Origin of the sequence: Devosia sp. WQ 349K1 (assembly GCF_016595685.1) — a bacterium.
Taxonomy (GTDB): Bacteria; Pseudomonadota; Alphaproteobacteria; order Rhizobiales; family Devosiaceae; genus Devosia.
Window position 1 is genome coordinate 191,463 of record NZ_JAENGO010000006.1, and the last position, 16,542, is coordinate 208,004.

16 protein-coding genes and 1 pseudogene are annotated in these 16,542 nt (G+C 57.7%); 5 read left to right on the forward strand and 12 right to left on the reverse strand.

The window, feature by feature from the left end; genetic code table 11:
- Positions 1-189: 189 nt before the first annotated feature.
- Complete coding sequence (locus JHL21_RS13320) at positions 190-1,950, reverse strand: methyl-accepting chemotaxis protein (RefSeq protein WP_200213972.1); 1,761 nt, start codon at positions 1,948-1,950, stop codon at positions 190-192.
- A 493-nt stretch (positions 1,951-2,443) separates the two neighbouring features.
- Here JHL21_RS13320 and JHL21_RS17795 point away from each other — a divergent pair.
- Positions 2,444-2,744, forward strand: a pseudogene (locus tag JHL21_RS17795) (IS3 family transposase); the annotation flags it as partial.
- A gap of 106 nt (positions 2,745-2,850) precedes the next feature.
- On the opposite strand, the gene JHL21_RS13325 reads toward JHL21_RS17795, so the two are convergent.
- The 3 genes from JHL21_RS13325 to JHL21_RS13335 are packed head-to-tail and all read right to left on the reverse strand — an operon-like array spanning position 2,851 to position 5,054.
- A complete protein-coding gene (locus JHL21_RS13325) occupies positions 2,851-3,738 on the reverse strand; it encodes an LLM class flavin-dependent oxidoreductase (RefSeq protein ID WP_200213974.1) in 888 nt (295 codons plus the stop codon).
- A 55-nt stretch (positions 3,739-3,793) separates the two neighbouring features.
- The gene (locus JHL21_RS13330) at positions 3,794-4,198 is read right to left on the reverse strand and encodes a DoxX family protein (RefSeq protein ID WP_200213976.1); all 405 of its coding nucleotides are present in this window, start codon (positions 4,196-4,198) and stop codon (positions 3,794-3,796) included.
- A gap of 10 nt (positions 4,199-4,208) precedes the next feature.
- A complete protein-coding gene (locus JHL21_RS13335) occupies positions 4,209-5,054 on the reverse strand; it encodes an SDR family oxidoreductase (RefSeq protein WP_200213978.1) in 846 nt (281 codons plus the stop codon).
- A gap of 115 nt (positions 5,055-5,169) precedes the next feature.
- Between JHL21_RS13335 and JHL21_RS13340 the strand changes: the two genes are divergently transcribed.
- Entirely contained in the window at positions 5,170-5,571 is a 402-nt protein-coding gene (locus tag JHL21_RS13340; protein ID WP_200214137.1) for a helix-turn-helix domain-containing protein, read from the forward strand.
- A 183-nt stretch (positions 5,572-5,754) separates the two neighbouring features.
- Here the strand turns inward: JHL21_RS13340 and JHL21_RS13345 are convergent, their stop codons facing one another.
- Genes JHL21_RS13345 through JHL21_RS13380 form a run of 8 tightly spaced genes read right to left on the reverse strand, consistent with a single transcriptional unit; the run spans position 5,755 to position 12,376 of the window.
- Positions 5,755-6,843, reverse strand: a complete 1,089-nt coding sequence (locus JHL21_RS13345; protein WP_254082054.1) for a LacI family DNA-binding transcriptional regulator — start codon at positions 6,841-6,843, stop codon at positions 5,755-5,757.
- Positions 6,844-7,848: a succinylglutamate desuccinylase/aspartoacylase family protein gene (locus JHL21_RS13350; RefSeq protein ID WP_200213980.1), complete on the reverse strand. Its 1,005-nt coding sequence runs from the start codon at positions 7,846-7,848 to the stop codon at positions 6,844-6,846. It abuts the gene before it with no gap.
- A 56-nt stretch (positions 7,849-7,904) separates the two neighbouring features.
- On the reverse strand, positions 7,905-8,249 hold the full coding sequence (locus JHL21_RS13355) for a RidA family protein (RefSeq protein ID WP_200213982.1): 345 nt from the start codon (positions 8,247-8,249) through the stop codon (positions 7,905-7,907).
- A 16-nt stretch (positions 8,250-8,265) separates the two neighbouring features.
- Positions 8,266-9,045 carry a transporter substrate-binding domain-containing protein gene (locus tag JHL21_RS13360; RefSeq protein WP_200213983.1) on the reverse strand — a complete coding sequence of 260 codons (780 nt, stop codon included), beginning with the start codon at positions 9,043-9,045 and terminating at the stop codon, positions 8,266-8,268.
- A 23-nt stretch (positions 9,046-9,068) separates the two neighbouring features.
- Positions 9,069-9,800: an amino acid ABC transporter ATP-binding protein gene (locus JHL21_RS13365; protein ID WP_200213985.1), complete on the reverse strand. Its 732-nt coding sequence runs from the start codon at positions 9,798-9,800 to the stop codon at positions 9,069-9,071.
- A complete protein-coding gene (locus JHL21_RS13370) occupies positions 9,787-10,437 on the reverse strand; it encodes an amino acid ABC transporter permease (protein ID WP_200213987.1) in 651 nt (216 codons plus the stop codon). The genes JHL21_RS13365 and JHL21_RS13370 overlap by 14 nt, the downstream gene beginning before the upstream one ends.
- Before the next feature lie 10 nt (positions 10,438-10,447).
- Positions 10,448-11,113, reverse strand: a complete 666-nt coding sequence (locus tag JHL21_RS13375) for an amino acid ABC transporter permease (protein ID WP_200213989.1) — start codon at positions 11,111-11,113, stop codon at positions 10,448-10,450.
- A 21-nt stretch (positions 11,114-11,134) separates the two neighbouring features.
- Entirely contained in the window at positions 11,135-12,376 is a 1,242-nt protein-coding gene (locus tag JHL21_RS13380) for an alanine racemase (protein ID WP_200213991.1), read from the reverse strand.
- 1,188 nt (positions 12,377-13,564) lie between these two features.
- Between JHL21_RS13380 and JHL21_RS13385 the strand changes: the two genes are divergently transcribed.
- The 3 genes from JHL21_RS13385 to JHL21_RS13395 are packed head-to-tail and all read left to right on the forward strand — an operon-like array spanning position 13,565 to position 16,523.
- Complete coding sequence (locus JHL21_RS13385) at positions 13,565-14,521, forward strand: tripartite tricarboxylate transporter substrate binding protein (RefSeq protein WP_200213993.1); 957 nt, start codon at positions 13,565-13,567, stop codon at positions 14,519-14,521.
- Positions 14,511-15,032, forward strand: a complete 522-nt coding sequence (locus JHL21_RS13390) for a tripartite tricarboxylate transporter TctB family protein (protein WP_248306128.1) — start codon at positions 14,511-14,513, stop codon at positions 15,030-15,032. Before JHL21_RS13385 ends, JHL21_RS13390 begins: the two co-directional genes overlap by 11 nt.
- A gap of 3 nt (positions 15,033-15,035) precedes the next feature.
- Positions 15,036-16,523 (forward strand): tripartite tricarboxylate transporter permease, encoded by a 1,488-nt coding sequence (locus JHL21_RS13395; RefSeq protein WP_200213995.1) that lies wholly within the window; start codon positions 15,036-15,038, stop codon positions 16,521-16,523.
- Positions 16,524-16,542: the final 19 nt, after the last annotated feature.

Below are 16,542 nucleotides of genomic sequence, written 5' to 3' on the forward strand. Positions count from 1 at the left end.
ACATGTGCCGACGCGGACAGTGTCGCTGTCCGCGTCGGCCTTCAGCGCGAGCGTTGTAGAGCTTGGACGCGATTTCATAGAATTCTTCGCGGGCATAATTCGGCGTAAAAGCCGATGGCACGCTCTGAAGCTGCTGCATCTTGCAGCCTTCCGGGATTCCCACGACAACGTCCCCAGATCTCCTAGTAATCAATTTGGCTCCCAGCGTAGAGGCGGGATGCGAGCCTTCATCGACGTATTTTTGGCTTTCAGGGATTTTGGACAGATCGATGTTAACGGTGCTTCAGTTCCAACCACGAAAAACTCAACGAGACTATCAACACGGCTCGCCTGGCCTTCGGTCTGCTCAATCGCCGCGTTTGTTTCCTCGACAAGCGCTGCATTGTGCTGCGTTATCTCATCCATCTTCCGGACAGCTGAGTTGACCCCCGAGATGGTACTGGCCTGCTCGCCATTGGCGCGAGCGATCTCTTCCATGAGTTCGGCACTTCCCCGAACGCGGTTAACCATCGCCACCAAGCGATCGGCCGCTGCCGAAACGAGCTTACTCCCCGTCGCGACGGCCTCCGCTGATCGCTCGATGAGAACCTTGATGTCACTGGAGGCGCTGGAGGCCGATTGCGCGAGCCGACGGACTTCCACAGCTACAACGGCAAAGCCCTTACCGGCATCGCCAGCGCGCGCCGCCTCTACAGAGGCATTAAGCGCCAAAAGATTGGTCTGAAATGCGATTTCATCAATCATACCGATGATGTTGGAGATTTTCGCGGCCTGAACCGTCACATCTTCCATGGCCTGATGCGCCTGGCCCATAACATCGCCAGCGTCGACCGCATCGTCAGACACATTCGTAGCATTTGCCCGGGCGGCTTCCGCACGATGCGCATTTTCCGTTACGGCCTGTGAAAGCTGCTCGATAACCGAACTGGTGTCGGCAATTGCGGCGGCCTGCCGCATCGTCCGCTCGGCTAAATCATTTGTTCCGGCAAGGATTTCGCCAGTCGCCGACCGCAGCGCCGTCGTCGTGCCCCGCAGTTCTTGTACGAGATTACCAAACCGGCTCACGGTGTCGTTGAACGCCGTGCGAACCTGCGCCAATTCGCCGGGAAACGCCTCGGTGATATGACAGTCCAAATGCCCCTGAGCTAGCAAATTCAATGCATGACTAAGCGCATCGACGGCCATCTTGCGCTCGGTGATGTCCGTTGCGTATTTGACCACTTTGTAGGGACGCCCGTTGGCATCGAAGATCGGATTGTAGGATGCTTGGATCCACACCACTCTGCCATCTTTGCCGATGCGCTTATATTCATTCGACGAAAACTCACCCATGCTGAGACTGCGCCAGAACTCTATGTATTGCGCTCCGGACGCTTCGTTCGGGTTGACGAACATGCTGTGATGTTGGCCGCGAATTTCATCGAGCCGATAGCCCAGCGCTCTGCAGAAGTTCTCATTGGCCGAGATAATAGTGCCATCAAGCTCGAATTCGATAACGGCTTGGGAGCGCGATATGGCGCTGATCTGACCGCGCGCGTCCGAAGATTCCTTGTGACGGGCGGTGACATCACTCGCCACTTTGATGATCCGGTAGGCATTGCCGTCAGCGTCGATCAGCGGATTGTAGGAGGCTTCAATCCAGACTTCTTTGCCGCCCTTGCCAAGCCGTTTGAAGCACGCACGCTGAAAATCACCCGCGGCCAGTTTGTCCCAAAACTTTCTATATTCCGGAGAGTTGGCATAATCGTTCTCGAGGAACATGCTGTGATGGCGGCCAGCGACCTCTTCCACCTCATACCCCATCACCGACAAGAAATTGTCGTTGGCTGTAATGATGGTTCCGTCCAGCTCGAACTCGATAAACGCCTGCGACTTGTTCAGGGCCGCCATCGCATCAGCATTGATAGCATTTCGCTTCGCTTTTGCGCGCTGAAAAAACTGAAGGGCCACTTAGCGTGCCCCCATATAATAGGGCCGCCCAACTACTGTACGCAACATACAAACTTTCCCATTGGCTAGGATAATCCCTCCCACCATAGCCAAATAAGGCCCAAGGCAAGGCTCCTTGTGCGGAGCAGCAACATTCAGTTTAGACTTACGAAACACGGAGCCGATTGGATTTGCGGGCCACCGGTAGCCTCGACCCCCATGGTTACTTAAATGTGTTCTGGCAATGCCCCGTTTTTTGCGGGGCATTCCTATCGGCGTTTGGCCGGGCGCATTGGCGAACAGAAGGCGGTAACAGCCACCGCCCGTAAGGTCGCTATAAGTTCTACAACTCCCTTCATCACGTTATGCGCTATCAGGGTACGGAAACTGCATCGTATTATAACGACCACTGCGGCCGGGTTCTTGCCAATCTGCAGCGCCATGCCCTCTCCCTCGGCTATCATATTGAGCCTGCGACAGAAGTTGTGAGTGTTCCTTAGGAAAGCGGCTGTGACTTCGCCAAGGATGCAAAGTGAGGTACGCGTTCGTTGCCGAGCGTCGCCTTCAATAATGTGTGCGCTTTATGTGCCGGTGCCTGCGCATCCACGCCAGAGGCTTTTACGCTTGGCTTAGGGGCCCATTGAGCAAACGGGCGCAGGAGGACATTCCCAAAGACCCAGCTGATCGATGATGCGTGGCAGTAGAGCGGCAAGGTCTATGGCTACCGCGAGCCACATGATGATCTGCTCTATTAAGGTGAGACCAGTTGCCTGATCCGTATTGCGCGCCTAGCGCGGCGGGCCGGGATCAAAGCCATGAGCCACTCCCTGCCGAGGCTTTTCCCGGCGTCAGAACCTAATTCTGAGACACAGGTTCTGACCAATCATTGCAGTTTATCGAGGCATCGAATAGGTGCGTTCCCTAACCTTGCGTCATCAACCACCCCACCTGCTGGACCGAACCGCCGACCAGCGTGCCTTGTGGCGAGAGCATCTGCGCATAGACAGCTGGCGGGATAGGGCCGTTGAACATCGGCCGGAGATAGGCCGAATAGTAGGGATAAAAGTCCTGCTCGGTTTCCGGCGCCGTTTCTGTCACGTGGAGATGAGAGAACAGCGCAATTTTCGCGTCCTGCAGTTGGTGCCCGGCCTGTGCCCAAACCGCGCGATAGTATTGAGCGATATTGGCGTAGCCCTCGATGGAGCCACCGAGTACAGGAATGACCAGAGGGTAGCCCAGCCGGGCTGCACGCGCGACGCTACCCTGCGAGAGCGCACCGATGGAGACCGGCAATTTGGCCTGGTGAGGCCGCGGGGCTATTTCGGCATTGTTGAGGGCTGGCCGAAACCTGCCCGACCAATTCACCCCTTCATTGGCATTGAGTTGCTCGAACAGCCCGAGCTTTTCTGCAAACAACGCATCGTAGTCGGCCATGTCATAGCCAAAGAGCGGGAAATTGTCGTTAAAGGCGCCGCGCCCAAAGATGACCTCAACCCGCCCACCGGACACCAGATCCGCCATGGCGAACTCCTGAAAGGTGCGAACGGGGTCAGCCGTGCTCAACAGGGTCGAGGCGCTAGTGAGGCGGATGCGCTTGGTCGCTGCGGCCATGCCGGCGATCAACGTCGCGGTGGCAGAATTGACGAAGTCGCGGCCGTGATGTTCACCCACGCCAATGATATCGAGCCCTGCCTCGTCAGCCAGCCGGGCCATGTCGAGCAATTGGCGCATGCGCTCGCCCGAGGATGGTTTCCGCCCGGTATGGGGATCGGCGATTATGTCGCCAAAGGTGTATATACCCAGTTCCATGATCAGGTTCCCTTAAGGTAAGGACCGGGTTAGCCCCGATCCTCAATGATCGGCTCTATCGTGGGGAGATCGACCGCAGCGCTGCGAGAGAACCATAGGGTGAAGGCTTTTTCCGCGCCGCGTTCTGCGTAAGGAACGAGGCGACGAGCAGCACTAGGCCCACAATTGCCGGCGCGAACGCCATGTCGCCAACACCCAGATGTGCCGCAAGCGCCAGCAGCAGGTGGAACAGCATGCCGGCATAGGCTAGATCAGTCAGCGCCACGCTGAAGCGCCAGACAATGGTCACCGCAGCAGCGAGTTTGACCACGGCCAAAATCGGAACCAGATAGGCCGGGTAACCCAACTGAGCAAAGGTGCCCTGCACCAGCGGAATATTCGTCAGGTACATGACCCCGCCAGCCACATACATCAGTGCCAGAAGAACTGTGGCACCCCAATAGACCCATTTCAAATTCAAGCTTGTTCTCCTAACCCAGCTTGGCAACGAGCACGTCGCGTAGATCCTGCGGCTTGCGGCCAGCGAGCTTTTCGACGTCGCCGGTTACCACGTCGAACGCACCGCTGGCGAAATCCAGCTGGATGCCGGTGATAGTGTCGATCACAAAACTAGGGAGGCCCATCTGCGCCATGCCAGCCTTGAAGGTTTCGACAGGAATGGCGGCAAAGACCACGGTCTTGCCCAGCACCTCGCCCATTAGCGCTGCGCGCTCGGCACCAGTATAGCTCTTTGCACCAGTGGCATTATAGATCGCGCCGGCATGGCCCTCGGTCAGGACAATCCCTGCGGCCGCTGCGGCCACGTCTTCTCGCCCGACAAAGGCGACCTTGTTTTCGCCAAAGCCGGTGAGTGCGCCGGTCGCGAGGGCAGATTCCGCCTCGTCGGCCAGAGCTTCGGCATAATAATTCATGCGCAGGATGGTCCAAGAAGCCCCGGATTTGATTAGCGCCTGTTCGCCACGCCAATAAGATGCGCCGATTGCCGGCTCGGCCTGTTCTCGCGTCCCCGCAGCAGACAGAAACACGATGTGCTTGACCCCTGCTGCGACCGCAGAAGTGATTGCGGTTTCGTTCTGAGTGCCGCGCATGCCGGGACGCAGGTCAGTTGTCGGGATGATGATGAGTTTGTCGAGGCCCGCATAAGCGGTCGCCAGCGTCTCGGGCTTGTCGTAATCGCCGACGCGGCCTTCAACGCCAGGAGTGCTCGCGGGCGTCCTGGAGATAGCGACCAATACATGGTCACTATTGCGGGCTTGGAGTTCTCGGACAATTGCTTGGCCAAGCTTGCCGCTCGCCCCGCTGACACCGATATTCATGATTGAGCCTTTCGTTACGTTCCGTTAGTTCGTAGCGATATGATGGATCTTAAAAACGGCGCAAGAACGCACGTGAATGAACGTCACGCACCTCAAGGTGCGTAATGGAGCGATGATGGCACAAGCAAAACTGCAACTGATCGAGGTCGACTACGCCGCTGAAGGCGAAGCCAACTGTAAGGCGCTTGGCCAGATCTTCGAGCGGATCGGCGACAAATGGACCATCATGATCGTTGGCGCGCTGTCCACACACGGCACGATGCGCTTCAATGCATTGCAGCGGGCCATACCGGGCGTGTCGCATAAAATGCTGACGACAACCCTTCGAGGATTAGAGCGCGACGGCCTCGTGACGCGCACCGCCTTTGCCACGATCCCCCCGCGGGTAGATTATGAGCTCACCGAGCAGGGGCGGTCCCTACACGAGCCACTGCTCACTCTCGCAAGCTGGGCGCGGTCGCAACAGGACTATATCGTCGACGCTCGCAAAAAATTCGATGGGCGGACTAACGAATAGTTCGACAGCTTTGGGGGCATGAATAGATTGGCAGAAGCCGCCCCCATTTCTGCCATTTGAACGATCTTGCCGTTCCCCAAAAGCAGCCATAACATACGTTATGTGGTTCTGGCGTTTGAACAGTATGTGGGGTCAAACCGCGCAAAATCCGAACCGCGATTTGGCAAGTCTAATTGAAAGGGTCTAGGCGGTACCACCGACAAGTAGAGAGAGGTCGAGGCAAACGCGGCCTTCGGCCTCTTCTCCGTTCAGGCGCCCGAGGATCATTGCCCCGGCATGGCGGCCGATCTGTTTTGTGTCTACGGCGACCATCGACATGCGCGGTGAGAGGCTCATAGCAAACTGCTGGTCACCAAAGCCGAGTATACCAACCTCACCTGGAATGGATAAGCCCTGTGACACCGCCTCGATCAGGGAGCCTGTCGCGAGCAGATCATTGGCACAGAAAACACTGTCGAAGGCGATGCCACTGGCCTGCAATTGGCGAAAAGCCTTGCGCCCATCTTCGACGCTTTCGACCCAATCGACTACCACATTGCCGACTAGATCAAGTCCGAGCTCCCTCAGCCTCTGAGAAAAGCCCTGCAACCGTAGTTTTCCACGTCCACCACCGCGCCCGATGAATGCCGGAGACTTGTATCCCCGATCGTAGAGGTACGAGGCGGCCAACCTCCCTGCGTCGACATTTGAAAAAGCGACCAGCATGTCAATAGGATCGCGCGTATTGGCCCAACTCTCGACGATGGGAATGTTGAGATCGCGCAGCATCTGCCTATTCTCTTCTAACTCGATGACGCCAGTCAGGAACACGGCGGCTGGTCGTAAGGCGCGCAACGACTGGATCGCTGACAGTTCTCGCGAGTATGAATAGGATGTCTGCCCGACCAACATCTGGAAACCGTGATCTTCAATCACTTCAGCACAGGCGCGGGCGGCTTGAGTATATTGTTGGCTCAGCAGGTTCGAGACAAGCACCGCCACGATGCTGGACCGGCCCGATCGTAGCGCCGAGGCGTGGGGATTTGACCAGTAGTTCGTCTCCTGCACAACCGCCAGAATGCGTTCTCGCGTGACTACGGAGACAAGCTTGGGGTTGCGCAGCGCGCGGGAGACCGTGATCGGCGAAACACCTGCGAGCTTTGCGACCTCCTCGATGCGCAGCGGCTTGGCGCGACCTCCCGGTGCGGTCGCTTCAGTAGGCTGAATGCGCACCACATCGTCGAAGGAATGGGCAGTCAGATCGTTCACCATACTGCCCAAACGCTCGCTCATCTAAATCAACAACCCGACCTGAAGGAGGCAATCGCCAGCCTGGGAGTCGGTATGCAGACGCCGCGACAACACGACCCCCCCCACGGGAAAGTGCAGGGTTTCTTCAACCAGATCAAGTCTTTCGAAGTCGTGATACCATCCCGCGACATCCCCCTCTTCCACCCTGTCACCAATTGCAACCGCGGGCTCAAACCAGCCGCGGCGGGTCGCATAGATGGCCTGCTCATGGCTGGAGAGTGCCAACAAGGTCATGGTCTGGTTCTGCAGCGGGCCACGAGACAGCACCGGCTTGTCGCAAATGCCCATCGCCATCAATACGTTGTCGATCGCCTGCGTTGTTACAGCCATGGACTGCTTGGTGGCCGTCCCGCCGCCACCGAATTCGCCGCTAAGGCCGATGGCGCCTGCGCGGGCTGCCGCAGCCATAGAGGTCGGCGCTGCAGAGCCATTCTCGGCTATGAAACCATATGGCAGGGCCATGGCCTGCATCAGCCGGGTCGACTTAGCAAATTGCTCGGGCTGGCCCTGCCGTTCGATCAGCGCACAGAGTAGGTGCTCCATTGAGGTGCCGCCGGAATGCAAGTCCATCACCACATCATGCTTAGGGAACAACACATGTTCCAGGAAATGGGCGATGCGTTGAGTGGGGGTGCCATTGGCGTCGCCTGGGAAAGCGCGGTTGAGGTTTCCTTCGTCGAGCGGCGAGCGACGGCGCGCCGCCATAACCGCAGGTGCGTTGGCGAAGGGAATAATGGTGACCGAGCCGCGGATATCGGACGCTTGAAGCAGACGGGCCAGGCGAACCAGTGAAATTTCGCCCTCATATTCGTCACCGTGATTGCCTGCCATGAGGAGCAGGCTTGGACCATCGCCGTTGCGAATGCGGGTCACGGGGACCTTCACCTGGAAGTAAGGCGAGCGGTCGACGGAAAACGGAATAGACAAATGGGTCATCGACTTGCCGTCGGCATCGAGATCAAGATTGTGAAAAATACCGGTGTGCATGGGAGTTGCTTCTCATTAGAGAGGGCGGCGGCGATAGTTGGCCGCCGCCCGACAAGTTAGACGTAGGCGATGGCCGTTAGCTCGACTCGAAGGTCGGGATCAGCAAGTCGGGCCTCGTAGCAGGCGCGCGCTGGTGGATTGGCGGGATCGATCCATGCGTCATAGACGGAGTTCAGCGCGTCGAAGTCGGTGATATTCGGCAACAGCACCGTTACCGAAAGCAGCTTCGACTTGTCGCTACCGGCCTGAGCGAGAAGGGACTCGATCTTGGCCAGGACTTCGCGAGTCTGCTGTTCGAGCGACGATCTGCGGTTGTCGGCAACCTGACCGGCGATGTGCACGATCCCGTTATGGATTACCGCCTGGCTCATACGCGGACCGACTTCAAAACGCTGGGTCATATGAGTTCTGCTTTCCTTAGAGCATGTTCGGGACGGCGGAAACTTCGCCGAAGTATTCGATCTGCAATGCGTCCAGCTTGCCGTTAAGGCGGTTGAAGAACAGATCAGTATTCAACCACTGAAGCAGGTTGTGTTCGCCCTGATTGACGGCGATGTGTGCCGGGGATTGACGGATGCGGAACTTGAGTTTGAGATCAGCGGCGCCCTGGGCGTTGGCGACGATCACACTGTTTTCAGCAAAGTACTGGGTCTGGCCAGCAGAGTAGGCAGCCAGTGCGCTGGCGGCATCTTCAAATCGCACGATGTTGGCACCGGTCGCATTGTCTGTAAGCCACACGTCGAGCGTGCTGCCACGAGCGACGGCTATCGACACGCCAGCCATGGCTTCGGGAGTTTCGAAATCTGCAGAATCCGCCGAACCGAAGACACCGAGATCGGTTGCGACGTAAGGCGCGGTGAACATGACCTGCTGGGCCCGCTCAGGCGTTGCACCGGCCGCAGCAATCAAAATGTCAATTTGGTCCGAGAGCAGACTCGGGATACGGGCAGCGCCGGTCACTTCGATAATCTCGGCTTTAACGCCGAGGTCTGCAGCGACCATATTGGCCAGGCCGATATCGAAACCGGTTAGAATGCCCGAACCGTCCCGGAACCCCCACGGGGCGGAGTCGGCGAGCACGCCGATGCGAACAGCACCATTGTTGAGGATGTCTGTCAGCTTATCTGCGAAAGCATTGACAGGCGCCATGGCCATCAGCCCTACGGCGGCGGCCGCAAAGGCAGTCTTGAAGTTCATTTTGGTCTCTTTCCCTTGGATAGTCACTTTGTGGAACTGATGAAATTTTTCAGTTCCGGGGTCGCCGGATTGGCGAAAAGCTCGGCAGGGGGCCCCTGTTCATGTACCCGGCCGGCATGCATGAAGACGATCTTAGACGCGACATCGCGTGCGAAGTTCATTTCATGGGTAACGAGGATCATGGTCATACCCTGGCGGGCCAGATCCTCCATGACCTTGAGAACTTCGCCCACCAGTTCGGGGTCGAGTGCCGAGGTCACTTCGTCGAACAGCATCAGTTCCGGGCCCATGGCCAAGCAACGCGCGATCGCTACGCGCTGCTGCTGACCGCCGGAGAGCTGTTCAGGATAGGCGTCGATCTTCTGTTCTAGTCCGACACGACTCAGTACTTCGAGAGCCAGCTGGCGTGCAGCCTCCCCTTTATGCAGGCGCTTGGTCAGCGTGGGAGCAAGTGTTATGTTCTGCTCCACTGTCATGTGCGGGAATAGATTGAACTGCTGGAACACGATCCCGACCTTTTGGCGCAGCAGGCGCAGATCGGTGTCTTTGTGATGCACCACTTCGCCATTGATGCGGATTTCGCCGTCATTGATGGTTTCGAGGCCATTGATGCAGCGCAGCAGGGTCGATTTGCCCGAGCCACTGCGGCCGATAATTGTGACGATTTCACCCTTTTCGACGTTGATCGTCACGCCTTTGAGCACATCTGTGACGCCGAAGGCTTTGCGGACATTGTTGATTTCAACGAACGACATGAAGCTTCTTCTCCAGAGAGCGGGACCACTGAGTCAGTGGGAAACAGATGGCGAAATAGATGGCAGCGACGCAGGCATAGGCGGTGAGTGGCGCAAAAGTGGCGGCGCTGGCCAACTGGCCGGCGCGTGCGAGTTCTACAAAGCCCACGACTGAGGCCAGAGACGTATTCTTGATCAGCTGCACCACGAAGCCGACCGTGGCAGGCAACGCAACCTTGAAGGCCTGTGGCGCGATGACGTGGCGGAAACCCTGCCAGCGCGTGAGGCCGAGACAGGCTGCCGCCTCGCTCTGGTTGGTATGCACCGCCTGGATGCCTCCGCGCCAGATTTCACCGAGAAACGCTGCGGTGAAAATTGTGAACGCAACGCAAACCGAGACAAGCGCTGGTACCTGAATGCCCAGGAAAATCGGCACACCGAAGTAGAAGAACATCAGCATGCCGAGCAAAGGCACCCCCTGCACGACCTGCAGGATAACTAGCGAAATGCCGTTGAGGATGACATTGCGACTGGACCGCATCATTGCCATCGCTAGACCCAGCGGGCCACCGAGAGTGAGCGAGATAATCACCAGCGTGGCAGTCCATTGTACGGCCCAAAGCATGGTGAGGAAGTCGGAGAAGGTAAATCCGCGCATCGTTTGCTTCCTAGCGACGGGTTGGCCAGCGGAAGGCAATCCGCTCGACACCGACAAAGATCAGCCGCAGCGAAAGCACCATGGTGAAATAGATGGCACAGACTACGGCGTAGACTTCGAAGCTGCGATATGTGCGGCTTTCGACAAAGGCGGCGGTGTGGAACAACTCATCTGCCGATACTTGGCTGGCAAGCGACGACCCCAGTAGGATCAGGATCACTTGGCTGGCAAGCGACGGATAAACGTTTCGCATTGCGGGCAGCAATATCACGTAGCGGAACAGCTGGAACTGAGAGAGACCAAGGCAGAGGCCGGCTTCGATCTGGCTCTTCGGGATCGAGGCGAGACCGGATCGGAAGATCTCGACTGTATAGGCGCCCATGTAGATCGATAGCGCCAGTGCAGCCGCCTCAAACGGCGGCAGGCGCAACCCAGCAAAAGGCAGTACGAAGAAGATCAGGAATATCTGGATCAGCGCCGGAGTGTTGCGGATGATTTCTACATAGGTGCGCACGGCTAACCGCACCGCCGGCTGACGGTTGTTGGACAAAAGCGCACCGGCCAGGCCAATGAGCATGCCAGCCACCGTCGCTATTAGGGTCAGCGTCAGTGTCGTCTGAATACCATGCAGGAAATCGTCCTGATAACGCCAGAGCTGGTTGAAGTTGAGGTTCATGTGGCGGGTCTTTTATGCCGGTTAGCCAAAATACGTTGGGAAGTTGGCGCTGACGGTGCCGTCTCGACCGAGGCCCAGAATGGCGCGCCAACGATCGATGCAGGTGCAAGGGTGGGAAATGCCAAATTCAACGACATCGCCGACCTGAGCAGGGTGTGTGGTCGGGACGCGCACAAAGGCGTGTTGATCATTGAGCTTGAAAACCGCTGCCCCTCCAATGTCTGCCAGCGATAGCCCGCCACGATAGAAAGCGAGTGGACGCGGCAGATCCTGGTCGGAGGAGACATCGCGCATGCCCATGCCACAAATCAGCAGGCCGGGCTCGGGGCGCGACAACACTTCGGCCCAGACGCGAAGGGCGGGGGTAAAAGCACCAGACGCGGTACGGCCGGTGACCGGTGCAAAGCCATTACGCTCATCGAGTTGGGCGAGAGAGCGCTCATATACGCCGTGGTCATGAAAGAAGATGGCGCCGCTGCGCAGTACGACGCGGGCATTGCCATCGGCCTCTGCCACAGGAAGCAGGTGCTTGACGACAAGATCGAAGTAAGACGAGCCGCCGGCGCTGAGCATGAGATTGGCATCCGGGCGAGCTTGGCGGATCTGCGCAAATGCTTGGGCAGAAAAGGTGCAGAGCTCGGCGATTGCCTCATCGGTCTCGACGGCCGATGCCTTGGCGACGGCCCCCTCATAGCACGCAACCCCAGACAGGATTAGCGACGTCGACGCAAGAATTTCCGCAATGATCGTGGCAATCGTTTCCTCATCACGGGCGCCAGCGCGACCACGGCCGATCTCGACGAGAACCGGTAGCGCTCGACCAGCTGCGTCCGCCGCCGCCGCGATTGAGCGCACGGAGGGCACGGAGTCGGCGAAGAACGTCACCTCGGCGGATGGATAGGCTGCAAGCACCTTGCCGAAGCGTGCGCCCGACACTGCACCGCCGATCTGGTTGGCGACGAAAAGTCGTTCAAAGCCGTTTTGCAGCATGACAGCAGCCTGCTGCAGATTGGCAACGGAGAGACCATAGGCGCCCTTTTCTACGAGGCGCCGACTCAGTTCTGGAGACATCGGCGTTTTGGCATGCGGCGCGAGCAGGAGATTGAGTGCGCTCGCATAGCCTTGCATGGCATCGGCATTTCGTTCGAACGCCGCGAGATCAAGTGTCAGGACGGGCAGCGACAAATCCCCACGCTCTGGCCGTAGACCCGCCGTAGTAGCATCCACACCGTCCTCGATCACACCAACTAAACCACGCAGCATGGCCGCTACAACCTCCAAATGACAACGTTACCATACAAGCGACATATGATAACGTTGTCAATGAGTTTGAATGCCTATTGTTTGAACAATGAGCTGTAGGAGACGCGACGGGATCGTAAGCAGTTAATGCAAGATGCGTAGCAAATGATCAGGTACTGCCTGATATTTGCTTATGAGCTTGACCCAATGCCGCGAGTCGGACGCGCCATACCCAACTGGCACATTCAGAGAAAGCTGTGCCTTCACCCGTTTGCGCGTTACCGCCAGACCAATCACTTACTGACGCTGGATAATGACTGCTCGTGACAGAAATGCTGCAGAACCGCTTCCGCCCCCATTCTGGTCATTAGAGTGCTTTTGCCGACCTCCTAAAAGCGGACACACCAGCCGCACAGCTGACTATTGGATATTGCGGCACCGCGGTATCGATGGTGTAGAGCCGCTTCTTCAGTGCAATGTATGACCCGCGCGGCGGCCCCAAATAAAGTCGTCGGCGAGTTACCTCGCCTTCCTAAAATTAGACTGCGGGGCTACGCTGATAGACGCAAGTAGCGTCATCTCGAGAAGGCTGGCCCTATCTGCTAGGTGGAACCAACTTCATCGCTGTCCGCAACTCTGCATTGCCAACGTTCTGAGCGCATATTGTTTGGGGGGAAAGATGCTGGACTCCGGGCGCACCCACTTTTCACGGAGCCGTATAGGCTGGAACATGGCGAAAGAGATTAAGACGGTACGTCCCTCGCTATCCATCACCCAAAGCGAGATAATCCATCCAGATCAGTAAGCTACTCACGGAGAGCCCTGCTCGTCGTGAGACCGATGAGGTGCCTAAGGCCCTTGGTGCATCGAACATCATTGCGTTTGCGTGCTTGTTGGTCGCCGCAGCAGGTCTGCAGACCGGAACCCATTCTTCTTCAGAAAGGCGACGTACACCAACAAAATGGGCCGGTATGGCCGAGATAAAACAAGTCACGCCTCTGGAAATGAGCGACGCTGATTGTGCTTCCCCTGCAAAATGCGCCGAAGCTCATTTCGGCATCACACTGCGATTTATGTCGACATAAATTGATGCCTTGACACTTTATGGCGTATTTGTTCTGATTTCAAAGTCAGTTCTGTCGACAGAATGAACAGATGGACAGTCTGCGCTAGGGAAGCCTGCAGAGACAGTCTGTTCGGGAGGAAAATATGCATTTTACAAAAACACTAGCGACATTAGCTGTGATTGCAACACTGGGGACTAGTGCAGCTAGCGCTCAGGTTAACGTCATGCTGCCAGCAAATCCTGGCGGCGGCTGGGACGGCACCGGCCGTCAAGCGTTCCAAGCACTCAACGACGCTGGCATCTACACGGGTGGTGTGAATTTCACCAACACTGGCGGCGCTGGTGGCACAGTGGGTCTTGCCGAATTCCTTGGCACATCTTCTGGCCAGCCTGACGCGTTGGCGGTATTCGGGGCCATCACCGTTGGCGCAATCCAGCTCAATAACTCGCCGATCAACCTCGCAGACTTCCGCCCTGTCGCCCGGTTGACCGCTGAGTATCTGGTGATCGCCGTTGCTGCTGACTCGCCTTACAACACCCTTGCAGACCTCGTCGCAGGCATCAAGGCTGACCCTGGTGCGGCGGCACTCGGTGGGGGCTCTGCTGGTGGTGTTGACCACATCTCCCTCGCACTGCTCGCCCAAGCTGGCGACATTCCAGTTGCCGATCTAAACTATATTCCACAGACGTCAGGCGCTGAAACGGTCACCGCGATCGTCAACGGCACTCTGACTGCCGGTGTTTCGGGCACGTCGGAATTTGCTCAGTTCGCCGAACAGGGGCGCATCAAGATCCTCGGCGTGACCTCTGCCGAACGTCGTAGCAATCTGCCAGATGTGCCGACCTACCATGAGGCTGGCTTTGACGTTGAGATCGCAAACTGGCGCGGCATTCTGGCAGCGCCGGGCGCTCCAGACGAAAACTACGCATCTTGGGTAGAGAACTTCACCAAGCTCTCGCAGAGCGATGCTTGGAAAGCTGTCCTCACAGCACAGGGCTGGGACGACTTCTTCCTGGCCGGTGACGAGTTCGGCGCCTTCATCACTGAGGAAACGGAGCGTCAAGGCCAGATCTTGAAGGACGCTGGTCTTGTCAACTGACGGTCAAAAATCAACTCACGGGGGCAGCGCAGCGGCTGCCCCCGCCAAACCCTATTGGATTGGCATCGGCTTGATGGTGATCGGTCTGGTTTGGCTTTATGCCGGTTTCGGCCTACCGCAAGGTGCGCGCTACGCCGCTGTTGGACCGGGCCTTTTCGTAACAATAGCTGGTGCCGCCCTCCTTATTTTGGGCGTTATCCTGATGCTCCAAATCCGCAACGGCGAAAGCTTTGAAGCGCAGGACGCGGAAGACGCGGACGGCTCGAACAAGATGGATAAGCGCGCTTTTTTGACCGCACTTGTCGCCGTCGCCCTGCCGATTGGGACGATGGGTCCGCTGGGTATGCCGTTTACCGCTACGCTGTCGTTCGTACTCGTTGCTAACGCTTTTGGTTCGCGCCGCTGGATGCTCGACTTGGTCTGCGGCATCGCTCTGGCATGCGCCGCTTGGTTCTTGTTCAAGCAGTTGGGCCTGCAACTTGGCCGGTTCTTCCCGCCTTTGGGAGTGTAAGTCTTGGGAACTTTCGAGCTTCTTTTGAATGGTTTCGGCGTTGCGCTGCAGCCAACGAATCTCATGTGGGCTTTGATAGGCTCGCTTCTAGGCACCGCCATAGGCATTCTTCCCGGCATCGGTCCGGCGTTAACGATCGCCCTGCTCCTGCCTGTCACCACCGCACTCGCGCCAACCTCCGCCTTCATCATGTTCGCCGGCATACTATATGGCGCGATGTATGGCGGTTCGACGACCTCGATCCTGCTCAATACGCCTGGCGAGGCCGGGTCTATGATGACGGCCCTTGAGGGCAACAAAATGGCCCGTGCTGGTCGTGGCGCTGCCGCCTTGGCAACTGCTGCTATCGGCTCTTTTGTCGCCGGTACCATCGCGACGCTTGCTTTGACATTTGCCGCTCCTGCCGTGGCGGAATTAGCGTTCTACTTCAAGCCAACGGACTATTTCGCCATTACGGCATTGGCGTTCTGTTCCGTTGCCGTGGTGATGGGCACATCCCGCACCCGTGGGTTCATTTCATTATTCCTCGGCATTGCAATCGGCGTCATCGGCATCGACACCATGACCGGGCAACCGCGCCTCACCTTCGGCAATATGCAGCTTTTACGCGGCATTCAGCTGACGGTCGTCTTGGTATCCCTTTTCGCTGTTGGTGAGATCCTTTACGTCGCGAGCCGCTATCGGAGCACGCCCGGCGTGATGGCCCCCATCAAGGGTCAGCTCTGGATGACCAAGCAAGACTTTGCACGTTCCTGGAAGCCTTGGCTTCGCGGTACGGCGATCGGATTCCCAATGGGCGCTTTGCCGGGCAGCGGCTCGGAAATTCCGACGATGCTGTCCTATACACTTGAGCGCAAGCTCACCAAATATCCCGAAGAATTTGGCAAAGGCGCTATCGAAGGCGTTGCCGGGCCGGAGGCGGCGAATAACGCGGCTGCGGCCGGTATTCTTGTGCCGCTGCTCACCCTTGGTCTGCCAACATCGGCAACGGCCGCAGTGCTGTTGGCCGCCTTCCAGAACTATGGCTTACAGCCAGGCCCATTTCTCTTCACCTCTAATCCCGCCCTGATTTGGGGCCTCATCGCCTCGCTCTATGTGGGCAATGTGATGCTGTTAGTGCTGAACCTGCCTCTGGTTGGGATGTGGGTGCAGCTGCTGCGCATTCCGCGCCCACAGCTCTACGCGGGCATTCTCGTCTTCGCCATGATTGGTGTCTGGGGGCTGGCCGGATCATGGATGGATCTAACAATTATGCTGGTCGTTGGGCTGGGCGGGTATGTGATGCGGGTCTATGATTTCCCCATCGCGCCCGTACTGATCGGCCTGATCCTTGGCCCCATGGCCGAAACACAGCTGCGCACCGCGCTTGCGGCCGGACAGGGTAATCCGCTGGTCCTGATCTCGACCCCGCTCTCGGCCGTTCTCATCACTCTCGCCGTGCTGCTTCTGGCACTGCCCATTGTGCTTAAGCGCCTTCGCGCGAGCGCCTAATTATCTGAATTGGAAAATT